This window comes from Burkholderia arboris (assembly GCF_902499125.1).
GTDB classification, from domain to species: domain Bacteria; phylum Pseudomonadota; class Gammaproteobacteria; order Burkholderiales; family Burkholderiaceae; genus Burkholderia; species Burkholderia arboris.
In genome coordinates, this window is sequence record NZ_CABVPX010000030.1 from 61,624 (window position 1) to 76,061 (window position 14,438).

General features: G+C 69.2%; 14 protein-coding genes. 4 read left to right on the forward strand and 10 right to left on the reverse strand.

All coding sequences use genetic code 11. The annotated features are described in order from the left end of the window. Positions 1-92 precede the first annotated feature (92 nt). From BLA15945_RS29055 to BLA15945_RS29065, 3 genes are all read left to right on the forward strand, one after another. Entirely contained in the window at positions 93-593 is a 501-nt protein-coding gene (locus tag BLA15945_RS29055) for a lipocalin-like domain-containing protein (RefSeq protein ID WP_059238094.1), read from the forward strand. Positions 594-738: 145 nt separating this feature from the next. Further along, the gene (locus tag BLA15945_RS29060) at positions 739-2,031 is read left to right on the forward strand and encodes an MASE1 domain-containing protein (protein ID WP_174993999.1); all 1,293 of its coding nucleotides are present in this window, start codon (positions 739-741) and stop codon (positions 2,029-2,031) included. A gap of 13 nt (positions 2,032-2,044) precedes the next feature. Continuing rightward, complete coding sequence (locus BLA15945_RS29065) at positions 2,045-2,860, forward strand: alpha/beta hydrolase (protein WP_059238090.1); 816 nt, start codon at positions 2,045-2,047, stop codon at positions 2,858-2,860. 82 nt (positions 2,861-2,942) lie between these two features. Here BLA15945_RS29065 and BLA15945_RS29070 read toward each other — a convergent pair whose 3' ends face one another. Both BLA15945_RS29070 and BLA15945_RS29075 read right to left on the reverse strand, forming a co-directional pair. After that, positions 2,943-3,557, reverse strand: a complete 615-nt coding sequence (locus BLA15945_RS29070; RefSeq protein ID WP_174994000.1) for an FMN-dependent NADH-azoreductase — start codon at positions 3,555-3,557, stop codon at positions 2,943-2,945. Further along, positions 3,554-4,006 carry a GNAT family N-acetyltransferase gene (locus BLA15945_RS29075; RefSeq protein ID WP_059238087.1) on the reverse strand — a complete coding sequence of 151 codons (453 nt, stop codon included), beginning with the start codon at positions 4,004-4,006 and terminating at the stop codon, positions 3,554-3,556. Before BLA15945_RS29075 ends, BLA15945_RS29070 begins: the two co-directional genes overlap by 4 nt. A gap of 84 nt (positions 4,007-4,090) precedes the next feature. Between BLA15945_RS29075 and pdxR the strand changes: the two genes are divergently transcribed. Then, a complete protein-coding gene (gene pdxR / locus BLA15945_RS29080; RefSeq protein ID WP_059238085.1) occupies positions 4,091-5,503 on the forward strand; it encodes a MocR-like pyridoxine biosynthesis transcription factor PdxR in 1,413 nt (470 codons plus the stop codon). A gap of 85 nt (positions 5,504-5,588) precedes the next feature. Here pdxR and BLA15945_RS29085 read toward each other — a convergent pair whose 3' ends face one another. From BLA15945_RS29085 to BLA15945_RS29120, 8 genes are all read right to left on the reverse strand, one after another. Continuing rightward, positions 5,589-6,614: a MerR family transcriptional regulator gene (locus tag BLA15945_RS29085; protein WP_174994001.1), complete on the reverse strand. Its 1,026-nt coding sequence runs from the start codon at positions 6,612-6,614 to the stop codon at positions 5,589-5,591. Between the two features lie 123 nt (positions 6,615-6,737). Beyond that, entirely contained in the window at positions 6,738-8,204 is a 1,467-nt protein-coding gene (gene xylB / locus BLA15945_RS29090) for a xylulokinase (protein ID WP_174994002.1), read from the reverse strand. Then, on the reverse strand, positions 8,201-9,136 hold the full coding sequence (locus BLA15945_RS29095) for an AraC family transcriptional regulator (protein ID WP_174994003.1): 936 nt from the start codon (positions 9,134-9,136) through the stop codon (positions 8,201-8,203). Before BLA15945_RS29095 ends, xylB begins: the two co-directional genes overlap by 4 nt. 29 nt (positions 9,137-9,165) lie before the next feature. Further along, the gene (locus tag BLA15945_RS29100) at positions 9,166-10,359 is read right to left on the reverse strand and encodes an ABC transporter ATP-binding protein (RefSeq protein WP_059238077.1); all 1,194 of its coding nucleotides are present in this window, start codon (positions 10,357-10,359) and stop codon (positions 9,166-9,168) included. A gap of 3 nt (positions 10,360-10,362) precedes the next feature. Further along, positions 10,363-11,397 carry an NAD(P)-dependent alcohol dehydrogenase gene (locus tag BLA15945_RS29105; RefSeq protein WP_174994004.1) on the reverse strand — a complete coding sequence of 345 codons (1,035 nt, stop codon included), beginning with the start codon at positions 11,395-11,397 and terminating at the stop codon, positions 10,363-10,365. Positions 11,398-11,407: 10 nt separating this feature from the next. Continuing rightward, positions 11,408-12,235, reverse strand: a complete 828-nt coding sequence (locus BLA15945_RS29110; protein WP_174994005.1) for a carbohydrate ABC transporter permease — start codon at positions 12,233-12,235, stop codon at positions 11,408-11,410. Beyond that, on the reverse strand, positions 12,223-13,182 hold the full coding sequence (locus BLA15945_RS29115; RefSeq protein ID WP_233464333.1) for a carbohydrate ABC transporter permease: 960 nt from the start codon (positions 13,180-13,182) through the stop codon (positions 12,223-12,225). Before BLA15945_RS29115 ends, BLA15945_RS29110 begins: the two co-directional genes overlap by 13 nt. Beyond that, positions 13,166-14,431 carry an ABC transporter substrate-binding protein gene (locus BLA15945_RS29120; RefSeq protein ID WP_264168222.1) on the reverse strand — a complete coding sequence of 422 codons (1,266 nt, stop codon included), beginning with the start codon at positions 14,429-14,431 and terminating at the stop codon, positions 13,166-13,168. The genes BLA15945_RS29115 and BLA15945_RS29120 overlap by 17 nt, the downstream gene beginning before the upstream one ends. Positions 14,432-14,438: the final 7 nt, after the last annotated feature.

Below are 14,438 nucleotides of genomic sequence, written 5' to 3' on the forward strand. Positions count from 1 at the left end.
GCGAACCGTTCATTGCGGTTGACGGGGATGCGCGCCTACGCCACTGCGGATTCCCGTGACGTTTCTTCCCTTCTTTCCGACAAGGACTGCGAATGAAAATCGGCTCGATATTCCGTCAAGGCTTCCCCGGCATGTTGCTGGCCGCATCGATGGTTCCCGGCGGCGCATCGGCCGCACCGTCGCTCGCGGGGACCTGGACCTTGGTCGCGGCGGACGTTCAGCATCCCGACGGCACGATCGGCCGCGACTACGGTGCGGATCCGAAAGGCCTGCTGCTGATCGACCCGCACGGGAACTACTCGCTGCAGATCTTCAAGTCCGAACGCCTGCGTTTCGCTTCGAACGACAAGGCGACCGGCACGCCGGATGAATTCCGTACAGCCGTGCTCGGGTCCAGCACCCATTACGGCACCCTGACCGTCGATCCCGCGGAGCACACGCTGGCGTTTCACATCGTCAACGCGTCCTATCCGAACTGGGTCGGGCAGACGCAAACGCGCAGCTATCAATTGAAAGAGGGCGAATTGAGCTATCGCGTTCCACCGCGGCCCAACGGAGACATACCGATTTCGGTGTGGCGGCGAGTCGACTGAGACGGACGGAGATCCGAAGCCAGCCGCAAACGGCCGCGAGCGCGGCCGGCGTTGCGCCCGCCGGTATTCCCCCGCCCGCCGCGTCCGCATATCATTCGCACATCGCGCACCTGCAGGCCGCAGGCGCGGCACACAGGGATTCTCGATGGACACCAAACGATCGCGGCCGGGGCTCGTCGCCGCGCTGCTCTGGGCGGCGCTGTATCTCGCGACCGGTTACATCTCGCACGAGTTCAACGGCCCCGTCCGGCTGACGGGCTACATCTGGCTGCCGGCCGGCGTGACGGTCGGCGCGTTCATGCTGCGGCCGGTGCGCGACTGGCTGACGCTGGCCGGCGCGTTCCTCGTCGGGCAGCTCGCGCTGACCACGATCGAACACGGCAGCCTCGTCAACGCGGTGCTGTTCACGGTCGACGAGGTCGGCGCGGCCGCGCTCGCGGTCTGGCTCGTGCAGCGCGTGCGCTTCTCGCTCGAAGGGCTGTACTTCCTGCGCTCGGTGATCCTCGCCGGGATGATCGCGGGCGTCGTCGGCGCGGTCGGCGGCGCGGCGTGGTACACGACGGTCAAGGGCGCGCCGTTCTTCGACGTGTGGTCGGTGTGGGCGGCGTCCGATTTCGTCGGCGTGCTGCTGGTCACGCCGGTGCTCGCATCGTGGTCGCGCTTCCGTGCGCACCGCTCGGGCGACCACGAACGCTTCGACCTGGTGCTCGGCATCGTCGCGTTCGTGCTGCTCGCGGTCGTCGCGCTGGTGATCTTCGACGGCGACACGTCGCGGAAATTTGGCACGGGCGCCGGCTTCGCGCTCACGTATATCCCGCTGTTCCTGACCGTCGCGGTCACGCTGCTGCTCGGCGGCCGCGTGGGCTCGTCGTCGGTGCTGGTGCTCGCGCTGATCGTGATCGAGCAGACCGCGCAGGGCGACGGCCCGTTCTCGTCGTTCCACGAGCACTATGGCAGCGCGCTGCTCGAAGCGCAGCTCTATCTGGCGGTCGCGTCGCTGCTGGTGCTGACGGTCAGCACGCTGAAGACGACGCGCGAACGCGTGCACGAGCATGCGGCGGTCCTGCAGAACAACATGGAGCTCGCACTCGCGAGCGCCGGCCAGATCGCGTACGTGCTCGATCCGGAGTCGGGCCGGATCGACTGGAGCGGCGACGTCGAGCGCGTGTTCGGCGTCGGCGTCGATGCTTCGCAGATCGCGAGCGTGCCGCTCGTGCTCGAACGCGTGCAGCCGGGCGACCGCGAGGCGCTGAGCGACTACTGGAACGCGGAGATCGCGGGCGAGGATCGCGCATCGCTGTCGCTGCGCATCGTGCTGCGCGACGGCGGCACGCAGACGATCACCGACCACGGCGCACCGCTGCTCGATTCGAACGTCGACGTGACGGTGGTCGCGGGCGTCTGGCAGATCGAACGCGTATGGCCGGCGGACGAATGAGCGGGCACGCGTCATGACAGGCCGCACGGGCGTCCTGCTGATCCACGGGCTCGGCGGCACGCAATACGATCTCGGTTCGCTGCACAAGGCGATGCGGCGCGCGGGCGCCGACACGCACATGATCACGCTGCCCGGGCACGGCACGCGCCCCGAGGATCTGGCCGGCGTGCGCGCGGAGGCGTGGCTCGACGCGGTGACCGAACAATATCGCGCGCTGGAGCGCGAGTACGACACGCTGCATGTCGCGGGCATGTGCATGGGCTCGCTGGTCGCGCTGCTGCTGTGCCATCGCGTGCAGCATGCGCGCGGCCGGCTCGCGTTGCTGGCCACGCCGATGTTCATCGACGGCTGGTCGACACCGTGGTACCGGTCGCTGCGGCACGTGCTGTACCGCGTGCCCGGAGTGGCGGAGCGAATGCGCGTCGAGGAAGGCGATCCGTTCGGCATCAAGAACGCGACGATCCGCGCGATCGTGAAGAAGAAGTTCGAGCGGCAGGACAGTTTCCACTATGCGTGGGTGCCGCTTGCCTGCGTGCGGCAGGTCGACCGGATGCGCGACTGGGCGCTCGACGCCGCGGCCGGCACGCCGTGCCCGACGCTCGTGCTGCATGCACGCGAGGATGAACTGACGAGCCTGCGCTCGGCCGATTTCCTGCTGGAGAAGATGCCCGATGCGCGCGGGATCGTGCTGGAGAACAGCTATCACATGATCTGCGCGGACAACGATCGCGACGACGTCGCGCGGCACGTGCTCGAATTCTTCGGGTTCGATCCCGTGCATGCGGTGAGCCAGGCGATGGCGCGCAGGATGGGGCGGCTGGAACCGTGACGCCGAAGCGCCCGGCTCGGGACGCCCGACATCCGCCGCCCCCGGTACGCATCGGCTCATGCATGCGAGCGCCGGGGCGCATTCATGCCGTTGCCGTCGCGCGTTGAGCCAGCAGCGCCGATGCGGCCAGCTGGCCGCGTACCGCGTCGATCGCTGCGTCGTCCGGCGCAATGCCTTCAAGGTAGATGAAATCGACCGTCGACAGGCCGATGACGGCCAGCACCTGCTTCAGGTACGGCGTCAGGAAATCGGGCTGCCGTGCCGCCGGCCCCGTGCAGATGCCGCCGGAGCGCACCAGCACGAGCACGGGCCGATCGGCGAGCAGGCCGAACTTGCCTTCCGGCGTGGCCCTGAACGTGCGGCCGATGCGCAGCACGTAATCGATCCACAACTTCAGCGCGGCGGGTACCGTGAAATTGTGCATCGGCGTGCTGATCAACACGCCGCCGCTGTGTTCCACTTCCGCGATCAGTTGTTCGGAGCACGCCAGCGCGGGATCGGAATCCGGTTGTCTCGCGACCAGTGCGTGCGCATAGGCGGTCGACAGCGAAGGCAACCCGGGTTCACCGAGGCTGCGCGACACGACACGTGCATGGGGGCGGGCCGTCTGCCATTGCGCGATGGCTTCGCATGCGAGGCGCGCGCCCAGCGAATCGCTTCCATGCGGGCTGGCATCGACAAAAAGAAGGTGGTTCATCCGAGCGCCTGCAGAGACTGGCTGAAATGCATGCCGCGGGACAGCAGCCCCTGGCGGAAATAGAAACGCTGCGCGAGCGCATTGGACAGCCCGGTATCGAGTACCAGGTGCATGCAGCCGTGTTGCCGCGCGTCGTCGCGCACCGCATCGAGCAGCCGCTCGCCCAGCCGCTGGCCGCGCGCGTGCCCGGTCGCGACCAGGTCGTCGACGTAGACGAAGCGGCCGTACAGCGTGTTTTCGAGGTGACGGTATCCCGCCAGCGCGACGACCGCACCGTCCGGGGTGGCGTGCCGCGCGGTCAGCAACACATAACCTTGTTCGGCCTGGCGGCGCATCTGCCGCACGAACGCATCGGCATCGGTCAGGTGGGGGCGCAGCTCGCGCATCACGTCGAGCGCCGACCGGTAATCCGCATCCGTCACGGCTCGTTTCAAATGAATTTCTTGCATCACGATGGCTCCACGGTAACGCCGTTACTTTACAAACCGGATGGCTTATCCTGAAGGGGCAAAAAGTGACTATTTGACTGGGACATGAACTTCGACGACCTGATCCCGGACCGCCATCTCGACATGCCGGTCTACCGGCAGCTGTACGGGCGCATCCGCGATGCAATCGAGACGGGCAGGCTTGCGCCGGGCAATCGCGTGCCGTCGGTACGGGGCCTGGCCGGCGAACTGAATCTGGCACGCGGCACGGTCGAAGCGGCCTATCAGATCCTCATCGGCGAAGGGTACCTGGTCGCACGCGGGCCGGCCGGTACCGTCGTTTCACCGCAGCTGCCGGATGGCCGGCAGCCGCGCGCCGCCGCGCCCCGGCCGGACGAAGCGCCGCACGGCGATCCGGCGGCGAGCGGGCCGAAGCCGTTTCAGATGGGCATTCCCGCGCTCGATGCGTTTCCGCGCATGCCCTGGATTCGGCTGACCGGGCGTCATGTGCGGGCGATGGCGACACCGTCGCTGGACTACGCGCCGCCCCAAGGTCACGACGCGCTGAGGCGCGCGCTGTCCGCCTATCTCGGCGTATCGCGCGGCATCGACTGCTCGGCCGGGCAGATCTTCGTCACCGCGGGGTATCGCGGCGCACTGGACCTGATCTGCCGGACCCTGCTGCGCCCTGGCGATACCGGTTGGTTCGAGGATCCCGGTTACATCCACGCACGCCGCCTGCTCGAGCACGCGGGCATGCGGCTCGTGTCCGTTCCGGTCGACGACGACGGCTTGTGCGTGGAAGCGGGGCGACGCCGTGCGGCCGATGCGCGTTTCGCCGTGGTGACCCCGACCCATCAAAGCCCGCTCGGTATCGCGCTGTCGCTGCCGAGACGCCTGGCATTGCTCGACTGGGCCCGCCGGCAGCGGGCCTGGATCGTCGAGGACGACTACGACAGCGAGTTCCGGTACGACGGTCGCCCGCTGCCCGCGCTCAAAAGCCTGGATCGCCATCGCCGCGTGCTTTACACCGGCTCGTTCAGCAAGGTGCTGTATCCGGGCTTGCGACTGGGCTATCTCGTCGTGCCCGAGGAGCAGGTCGATGCCTTTCGCGAAACCGCCGGCTGGCTCGGCGGCAGCGGCCAGATGCTGATGCAGTCCGTCGTCGCCGACTTCATGGAACACGGGCACTTCGCGCGCCACCTGAAGAAAATGCGTGCGCTGTACGCAACCCGCCGCACGTGGCTGATCGATGCACTGGTCAAGGTCTTCGGCGACGCGCTGCACATTCCGCCCCGCGCGGGCGGCCTGCATGTCGTGGCGTACTGGCGCGCGGCAGTCGACGATCGCGCCGTCGCACGCATGGCCGACCTGCACGGTTTGTCCATCCAGCCGCTGAGCGGCTGGAGCCCGGGCGGCCGGACGCCGTCCGGCATGCTGCTCGGCTTCACGAACCTGGCCTCGGCGCAGCAGGCCTTGACCCTGGTTCGACGCCTGCACCGGCTCATTCGCGCGTGAACCGCGCGTGGCCGGCAACGTGCCGGCCGCCCGGGCCGCGCATGCGGGTCATCGCCCACCGTGATGCCGGGCCGGAGCGATGCCGTTACCCGGCCTCCGGCCGCCGTGCGATCCGTGCGCGGGTCGCGGGCGATGCAAGACAGGTGGCCACGGCTTCGTAGCCGGGGGCGCCGGGGTACGGTGCGACGCGAGCCGGTGGGCTATGGTTGGCGGGACACAGAATGATCGCTTCGTCGGGGCCGACGGCCGACAGATCCAGCATGGCCGACGAGCGGGTCAGCAGGAACAGCGGCCGCATGCCGCCGGCCCTGGCGCGCTGGCGAAGGCATGCGATCAGCGCCGCCTGCGTCGACTGGTCGAGATCCTGTTCGATCATGTCCACGACCCGGGCGCCGGCGCCGTCCGCCTCGAGGCCGGCGAGCAGCGCGGTCAGCGCCGGAGACGGCGTGGCGCCTTCGCCCGCGAGCCAGGCCGACGTGCGCCCGACGCGCGCCTTCAGCACCGGATCGGCCTGCAACGCGGCGAATGCCGCCGCGCCGTCGTCCTCCAGCCGGTCCAGCCCGATGAACGCGGCGCCGGGCAGCGCGTCGGCCAGCCGAAGCGCGAGCCGCGTCTTGCCGCTCCCCAGCGAACCGATGATGTAGTTCAACGGACGGATATCGCGACACTCGAACCATTCGCCGTTCCACGGCCAGGGGAGGCTGAACGCAACGCCGGCGGCCGCGGGGTCGAGCAGGCGGGTCAATTCGCCGTCGTTGGGCATTCGGCCGCGTGCGAGATCGGCACGGATGGCGCGAACCTTGCCGACCTTGCCGACCAGATCCCGGATGCCGCGCTCGAGCGCCGCTTCATGCGTCGCCAACGCGTCGTTCAGGCTGCCGGCGTCGCCATCCAGCACGCTCGCGACCTGGGCAAGGCTCAGGCCGAGCGCGCGCAACGCCGCGATTTCGGCGGCACGCGCCAGATCGTCCGGGCCGTAGGCCCGGTATCCGGACACCGTGCGCCCGGGCGTGACCAGCCCTTGCCGCTCGTACAGCCGCAGCGCCTTGACCGATACGCCGAGCCGTGTCGCGGCTTCCGATGCGCTCAGGCCGCGCGTGACGTTGCTCATGGGTCGCCCCCGGGTCGTCGATTCGTTGCGGTCAGCATAAAGGCGATCCCAGGGGCCGGGTCAAGCGGGTTTCCGCATGTTTCGGCCGGCCGCGATGCGGGCATGACGGCCACGCCCCGCTGCTCAGTCGGCGGCCGCGAACTCGTCCCGCAGCGCGTGATACAACCGCCGGTACCGCGCGAGCCGGCCGGCCAGCAGATCGACCGACGCCGCATCGGGCGCGACCGTCTCCGTCACCGGCGGCGCGACACAGACGTCCGCGAGCGAGTCGTCCGTCGCAGCGAGTCGCGCCAGACGCGCGGCGCCGAGTGCTGCACCGACCGCGCCGTCCGCGTGGCGCTGCATCGTGAGCCCGGTCGCATTCGCGCACAGCCGCGCCCAGAACGCGCTTTTCGATCCGCCGCCGATGAACGACACCGCGTCGAGCGTCGTGCCGGCCGCGCGCAGCGCGTCGTAGCCGTCGGCCATCGCGAACGCGACGCCTTCCATCACCGCATACGCGAGGTCGTACGCATCGTGTTCGTTGGACAGCCCGAAGAACACGCCGCGCGCATGCGCGTCGTTGTGCGGCGTGCGCTCGCCGCCGAGATACGGCAGGAACAGCGGCGCGCGGGCCGGCTCCGCGCGTTCGGCGCGCGCGGCCAGCACAGCGGCGGTCGTGCCGTGTGCCCGCGCGAGCCAGTCGAGGCTCGCGGCGGCCGACAGGATCACGCTCATCTGGTGCCAGCGCCCTTCGATGCAGTGGCAGAACGCGTGCACGGCGGCGTCCGGGTTCGGCGCGAAACGGTCGTTGCCGGCGAACAGCACGCCGGACGTGCCGAGCGACAGGAAGCCGCTGCCGGCGCCCGTCACGCCCATGCCGATCGCGGAGGCCGCGTTGTCGCCGGCCCCGCCGGCGATCGTCACGGGCCCCGCGATGCCCCATTCGCGCCGCAGCGTGTCGCGCAGCTGTGCGGCGGGCGCATTGCCTTCGACGAGGCGCGGCATCTGCGCGCGCGACAGCTCGGTCGCGGCGAGCATCCGGTCGGACCAGTCGCGGCGCGCGCAGTCGAGCCACAGCGTGCCCGACGCGTCGGACAGGTCGGACACGAATTCGCCGGACAGGCGCCAGATCAGGTAATCCTTCGGCAGCAGCACCTTGTGCACCGCGCGGAACACGGCCGGCTCGTATTTCGCGAGCCACAGCAGCTTCGGCGCGGTGAAGCCGGGCATCGCCATGTTGCCGGTGATCGCGCGCGATTCCGGCACCAGCGCCTCGAGCTCGACGCATTCGGTGCCCGCGCGCGTGTCGTTCCACAGGATCGCGGGGCGCAACACCTGGTCCGCGCGATCGATCAGCGTCGCGCCGTGCATCTGCCCGGACAGCGCGATGCCTTGCAGCGCGGCAAAGCCGGCCGGGTGTGCGGCGCGCACCGATGCGATCGCGTCGAGCATCGCGTGCCACCACGCCTGCGGGCTTTGTTCGGACCAGTGCGGATGCGGGCGGCTGATCGACAGCGTGGCCGAGCCGGTCGCGAGTGGCACCGAACGGGAATCGGTGAGGAGTACCTTGACCTCGGACGTGCCGAGATCGATGCCGAGAAATGTCACGTATGAAGCGTCCTGTCTGGGGCGCGCGGCGGCGCGCGTCGCGGGGGCGGCGCGTCGTCGCGGCCATGGGGTTCGTTGAGCCGGTGCAGCGCGCGGAACCTCGACGGCGGCACCTGCTTCATCGCGAGAAACTGACGGTTGAAGTTCGACAGGTTGTTGAAGCCAACCCGGTAGCAGATGTCGGTCACCGTCAGGTCGGAAAACATCAGCAGCTCGCACGCCTCGTTGATGCGCAGGCGGTTCAGGTAGCGCACGAACGACGAGCCGGTGTGGCGGCGGAAGAACCGTGTGAAGGTGCTGACGCTCATGCCGGCGAACGCGGCGACGTCGGTCTCGCGCAGCATGCCGGGCAGGTTCTGCTGCAGGTACGACAGCACCTGGTTGACGGTCGACGACATGTAGTGCTGCGCGTCGCTGCGGTAGCCGGGGCCCGCGAGCACGCGCCGCTCGCGGCACGACGACAGCCGGTCGAACAGCGACATAAGGATCTCGACGCGCCGGCAGCCGTGCGCGTTCGCGAGTTCGAGCATCAGCGGCGCGACCTCTGCGCCGACGCGGTCCGGAAACTGCACGCCGCGCGCCGCGTCGTCGATCAGGTCGATCACCGGCTGCAGCTCGCTGAACGCGCCGACCATCTTCTCGATCGCATCGCGCGAGAACTGCAGCACGACGTCGCGCGACGACACGCGTTCGCCGTCGGCGAGCTCGCTGACCCAGTTGTGCGGCAGGTTCGGCCCCGTGACGATCAGGTTGCCGGGGCCGAAATCGCCGATGTGGTCGCCGACGAACACCTTGCCGTGCGACGCCTGGATCAGATGAATCTCGTACTCGGGATGAAAGTGCCACTTCGCGACCGAATGCGGGTAGTCGTGGACCCACGCGCGGAACGACTCGTCGCGGTGGGTGGGAACGATCTCGAGATCCGGGTTCATCGTGTGCTCCGTCGGGGCGTGCCGGCGTGCTACGAACGGGACATCGACCAGCCCGTCGCGGCCGGCGGCGTGGCGCGCGTTGCGGCCGCCGGCGGCGCCGCCTGCGCGATCGGGTTCGCGTCCGGCAGCGTGACGTTGCGCTCGGTGCCGGCGTCGAACAGATGCAGGGCTTCTTCGTCGAAGCGCAACGCTACCACGGCGCCCGGCGTGGGGGCCATCGGGGCCGGCACGAGGGCCGCGCACGGCTGGCCGCGCCAGTCCAGCGTGACGAGCGCCTCGGCGCCGAGCAGCTCGACGAGCTCCACGGTGCCGGTCAGTGCGAGCGTGCCGGGGGCCGGATCGCCTTCGGCGACGAGCCGCAGGTGGTTCGGCCGGATCGCGGCCTTCACGTGCTGGCCGTCCTGCAGCCCCGCGAAGCGCGACGATGCGAGCGGCCAGCGCGCGCCGTTGCAGTCGAGCAGCAGGTTCGCGCCGAGGCGCTCGATCGTGCCGTCGGCGAAGTTCATCGCGGGCGTGCCGACGAACCCGGCGGCGAACACGGTATGCGGCCGGCCATACAGTTCGGCCGGCGTACCGATCTGCTCGATGTGGCCGCCGCGCATCAGCACGACGCGGTCCGCGAGTGTCATCGCTTCGAGCTGGTCGTGCGTGACGTACAGCGTGGTCGTCTTCAACTGCCGGTGCAGCCGCTTGATGTCGCCGCGCAGCTGCGTGCGCAGCTTCGCGTCGAGATTCGACAACGGCTCGTCGAACAGGAACACGGCCGGCGTCTTGATCATCGCGCGGGCGATCGCCGCGCGCTGCTGCTGGCCGCCCGACATCGCGCGCGGACGGCGGTCGAGCAGCGCGTCGAGGCTCAGGATGCGCGCGACGTCGCGCACGCGGCGGTCGATCTCGCCGGCCGGCACCTTCAGGCGCCGCAGGCCGAACGCGATGTTGTCGTACACCGTCATGTGCGGGTACAGCGCGTAGTTCTGGAACACCATCGCGACATTGCGCTCGCGCGACGGCAGGTCGTTGACGACGGCATCGCCGATCACGAGCTCGCCGCCGGTGATCGCCTCGAGGCCCGCGATCATCCGCAGCATCGTCGACTTGCCGCAGCCGGACGGGCCGAGCAGCACGATGAATTCGCCGTCGGCGATCTCGAGGTCGAGCGGGTGCAGCACGGCGGGGCCGCCGTCGTAGTGCTTCGACAAAGCCTTGCAGGTGATCTGGGCCATGGCTCAATCCATTTCGATCTGAATCTTGACGTCGCGCGGCTGGCCGCTCGCCGCTTCCTCGAACGCGCGCACGCCTTCGGAGAACGGGAACGTGCGCGAGATGAACGGCTTCACGTCGATCGCGCCGGACGCGATCAGCGCAAGCGCGCGCGGGAAAATGTTCGCGTAGCGGAACACCGATTCGATGCGGCCTTCCTTCGCCTGCAGCGCGACCACATCGAGCGGTACGGGCTCGACCGGCATGCCGATCAGCACCGCGCAGCCGCCCGGGCACATCAGGTCGACGAGGCCCGCATACGCGTTCGCGCTGCCGCTCGCCTCGAACACGACGTCCGCGCCCCAGCCACCGGAGGCGTCGGCTACCGCATCGGCGAGCGGCCGCGTGCGCACGTCGACGGTCGTGACGGCCGGGTTGTCGCCAAACAGCGCGAGCTTGTCGGGCACGACGTCGGCGAGGATCACGCGCGCGGCGCCGCCGGCGAGCGCGGCGAGCGCCGTCATCGCGCCGATCGTGCCGGCGCCGATCACGACCGCGAGGTCGCCTGGCTTCATCGCCGCCTTCTTTGCGGCCTGCAGGCCGATCGACAGCGGCTCGACGATCGCGCCTTCGGCGAACGACACGTTGTCGGGCAGACGGTACGTGAACGCGGCCGGATGCACGACGAACGGCGTCAGGCAGCCGTGGATGGGAGGCGTTGCCCAGAAGCGCACGTCGGGATCGAGGTTGTAGAGCCCGCGCAGTGTCGCGGGCGAATCGAAGCGCGGCACGCCGGGCTCCATGCACACGCGATCGCCGACGCGCAGGTGCGTGACGCCGGCGCCGGTCTCGACGACGGTGCCGGAGGCTTCGTGGCCGAGCACCATCGGCGCATCGACACGGAACGGGCCGATGCCGCCATGAACGTAGTAATGCACGTCGCTGCCGCAGACGCCAACCGTATGGACCTTGATCCGGACGTCGCCGGGGCCGACCTCCTGCGGCAGGTCGATGTCGCGCAGCGCGAGCTCGCGCGTGCGTTCGAGTACGAGCGCTTTCAACACATCCTCCTTATTTTCCCTTGACCATCGAATTGAGCAGGCGGCTCAGCATGCCGACGAACACGAGCGGCGGCAGCGCGAGCAGCACCGTCGACGCGTTGATCACGCCCCACGGCACTTCCTGGCCGAGCGACGTGAACGCGGATGCGACCACCGGCAGCGTCGCGCTGCGCGACGACGTCAGCGCGAGCGCGATCATCAGTTCGTTCCAGACCAGCACGAAGCTGAACACGATGCCGCCGAGCAGCGTGCTCGCGCACACCGGCAGCGCGATATGCCAGAACACCGCGTACGGGCCGTAGCCGTCGAGCGCGGCGGCTTCCTCGATCTCGCGCGGCAGCCGGCGGAACACGGGGATCGACAGCCACGTGATGGTCGACAGCGTGACGAGCAGGTACGTGACGATCATCGACAGCTTGGTGTCGTACAGCCCGAGGTCGACCCAGATCGCGATCAGCGGCAGCGCGACCGCGACGGGCGGCAGGAAGCGCAGCGACAGCAGGAAGAACTGGATGTCGCGCTTGCCGCGCACCGGGTAGCGCGCGATCGCATACGCGGCCGGCACGCCGAGCATCGCGCCGATCAGCACGGCCGCGCCGACGATCGCGATGCTGTTGCCGAGCCCGATCAGCACCTCGGGGCTCGACAGCACCTGCTCGTAGTTCGCGAGCGTCGGCGTGAAGAAGAAGCGCGGGGTCGGCGTGACGATGTCGAGCAGGTGCTTGAGCGAATTGAGCACGGCCCAGAACAGCGGGAACGCGGCGACCAGCAGGATCGCGCCGGCGATCGCGACGGTGGAAACGGCGGCGGGGCCGCGGCGGGCCATCAGTCGTCCCATTTGTTGACCCTCTTCCAGATGAGCGTGAAGACGAGCGTGGTCGCGACCATCATCAGCACGGCCATGCCGGACGCATACGACACCTTGCCGGCGAGGCCGATGCCCTGCTGGTACGCATAGAGATCGAGCGTCTCGGTCGCGATGCCGGGGCCGCCCTTGGTCATCACGTAGATCAGGTCGAACGAACGCAGCGACTCGACCATCTTGATGAACACGAGGCTCACGAGCGGCGCCTTCAGCATCGGCAGCGCGATGTACGCATGCACCTGCCACGTCGTCGCGTAGTCGAGCCGCGCGGCTTCGAGCGGCTCGGGCGGCAGCGTCTCCAGCAGCTTCAGGATCACGACCGCGAAGAACAGCCCCCATTGCCACACGTCGACGAGCGCGACCGCGTACAGCGCGAGATGCGGATCGGCGAGGAAGGCGGTGTTCCCGACGCCGAGCGTGCCGAGCAGCCAGCTCAGGATCCCGGTGAGCGGCGCGTACATGAACTTCCAGATGAACGCGGCCGACACGCGCGGCAGCAGCACCGGCATGATCAGCACCAGCGACGCGAAGCGGCGCCAGCGGCCGTGCACGCGCTCGAACAGGAACACGGCGAGCGCGATGCCGACCAGCACCGCGCCGGCGACCGTGACGACTTCCCACAGCACGGACACCTCGATCGCGTTCAGGAAGCGGCGGTCCGACGCGAGCCGGATGAAGTTGCGCAGGCCGACGTATTCGCTGTCCGGGTAGCGCAGCACGCGGTTGCGCAATGCGAGGTTGATCGCGGCGACGGTCGGGACGAGGCTCAGGACCGCGAGCAGCGCGAGCGTCGGCGCGAGGAATACCCACGGCAGGCTCGTGCGGTCGCGGCGCGCGCGGCCGCGCCGGGCCGACGTTGTGGATGGGGCCGGGCGGACGCCGAGCGCGCGTCCGCCGGCGCCGTCATTTGCGAGCGCCATGTTCGAGCGCATCCTTCGCGTACTGGGTCGCGTCGTCGAGCGTGCCGCGCGGGTCCGCCTGCGTGCCGGTGAACACCTGTTCGAGCGCGATGCCGAGGTTGTCGCCGATATCCGGCCACTGCGGCGTGCGCCAGATCGTCACCTGCGTGACGGGGTTGGTGTCGTTCAGCCCGGCCTGGATCTGCGGCGCGACGTGCTGCTTGAAGTACGGGCTGTTGATCGTGCTCGTGCGGTTGTAGTCGCTGAACACGCCGCTGCGCAGCCGCGCCTGCTCCTGGTCCTTGCTGGTCGCCCAGGCGATGAAGCGGCCGGCGGCCATCCGCGTGCAGTCGTCCTTCGCGCCGACCGCCGAGATCGCGAAGCCGTGGCCGTACGCGGCCGACGGCAGCGGCGCGGGCGGCCGCGTGTAGCCGACCTTGCCGGCCACGCTCGACTTGCTCGCATCCTCCATCCAGTCCGCGAACGGCGTCGATTCGATCATGAACGCGACCTTGCCCGAGCGGAACGCTTCGAGCGCGTTGCTCCAGTCGTAGGTCGCGGCGCCCGGCGGCGCGTACTTGAACAGGTCGCTGTAGAGCTGCGTGGCCTTCACGGCGGCCGGCGAGTTGAACGCGGGCTGGCCGCCCTTGTCGGTCCAGGCGCCGCCCATCCCGAGCATGAACGGCGACCAGCGCCACACGTTCATCCCCGAGCCGCGCTGGCCGCGCGCGACCCAGCCGTACAGCTTCGGCGGCGCGTTGAGCTTCTTGATCGCGGCGACGAGCTGGTCGAGCGTCTTCGGCACCGGGATGTGCGCGGCGTCGAGCAGGTCGCGGCGGTAGAACAGGAAGTCGCCGCCGCCGATCAGCGGCGCGAAGTACGCGACGCCGTTGTAGCTCGCGACCGCACGGCGGCCGGGCAGGAAGTCGTCGTAGTCGTAATCCTTCGGGTAGTACTTGAGAAGCGGCACGATCCAGTTGGCCGACGCGAATTCGGCGACGTTCGCCTCGTCGACGTAGTAGATCTGGTAGGAACCCGCGCCGGTCGACGCGTCGAGCCGCGATTTCGCGCGGCGGTCGTTCTCGCCGAAATAGCTGATCTCGACCTTGGTCCCGCTTTTCTTCTCGTAGTCGGCCAGCGACTTCTCCATCACCGACAGGCCGAGACTCTTCTGCGCGAGCACCCGAAGGGTCGGCACCTTGCAGGTTTGCGCGGCCGCGACGCCCGGCAGACAGGCGCCGAGCAGCAAGCCGGCTGCGACGATTCGCATCTTGTTC

Bases quoted from the DNA above. Each gene is read 5' to 3' on its own strand.
- BLA15945_RS29120 (WP_264168222.1), bottom strand. From the start codon at position 14,431: ATGCGAATCGTCGCAGCCGGCTTGCTGCTCGGCGCCTGTCTGCCGGGC.
- BLA15945_RS29085 (WP_174994001.1), bottom strand. From the start codon at position 6,614: ATGAGCAACGTCACGCGCGGCCTGAGCGCATCGGAAGCCGCGACACGG.
- BLA15945_RS29070 (WP_174994000.1), bottom strand. From the start codon at position 3,557: ATGAACCACCTTCTTTTTGTCGATGCCAGCCCGCATGGAAGCGATTCG.
- BLA15945_RS29100 (WP_059238077.1), bottom strand. From the start codon at position 10,359: ATGGCCCAGATCACCTGCAAGGCTTTGTCGAAGCACTACGACGGCGGC.
- pdxR (WP_059238085.1), top strand. From the start codon at position 4,091: ATGAACTTCGACGACCTGATCCCGGACCGCCATCTCGACATGCCGGTC.
- BLA15945_RS29055 (WP_059238094.1), top strand. From the start codon at position 93: ATGAAAATCGGCTCGATATTCCGTCAAGGCTTCCCCGGCATGTTGCTG.
- BLA15945_RS29065 (WP_059238090.1), top strand. From the start codon at position 2,045: ATGACAGGCCGCACGGGCGTCCTGCTGATCCACGGGCTCGGCGGCACG.
- BLA15945_RS29115 (WP_233464333.1), bottom strand. From the start codon at position 13,182: ATGGCGCTCGCAAATGACGGCGCCGGCGGACGCGCGCTCGGCGTCCGC.
- BLA15945_RS29110 (WP_174994005.1), bottom strand. From the start codon at position 12,235: ATGGGACGACTGATGGCCCGCCGCGGCCCCGCCGCCGTTTCCACCGTC.
- BLA15945_RS29075 (WP_059238087.1), bottom strand. From the start codon at position 4,006: ATGCAAGAAATTCATTTGAAACGAGCCGTGACGGATGCGGATTACCGG.
- BLA15945_RS29095 (WP_174994003.1), bottom strand. From the start codon at position 9,136: ATGAACCCGGATCTCGAGATCGTTCCCACCCACCGCGACGAGTCGTTC.
- BLA15945_RS29060 (WP_174993999.1), top strand. From the start codon at position 739: ATGGACACCAAACGATCGCGGCCGGGGCTCGTCGCCGCGCTGCTCTGG.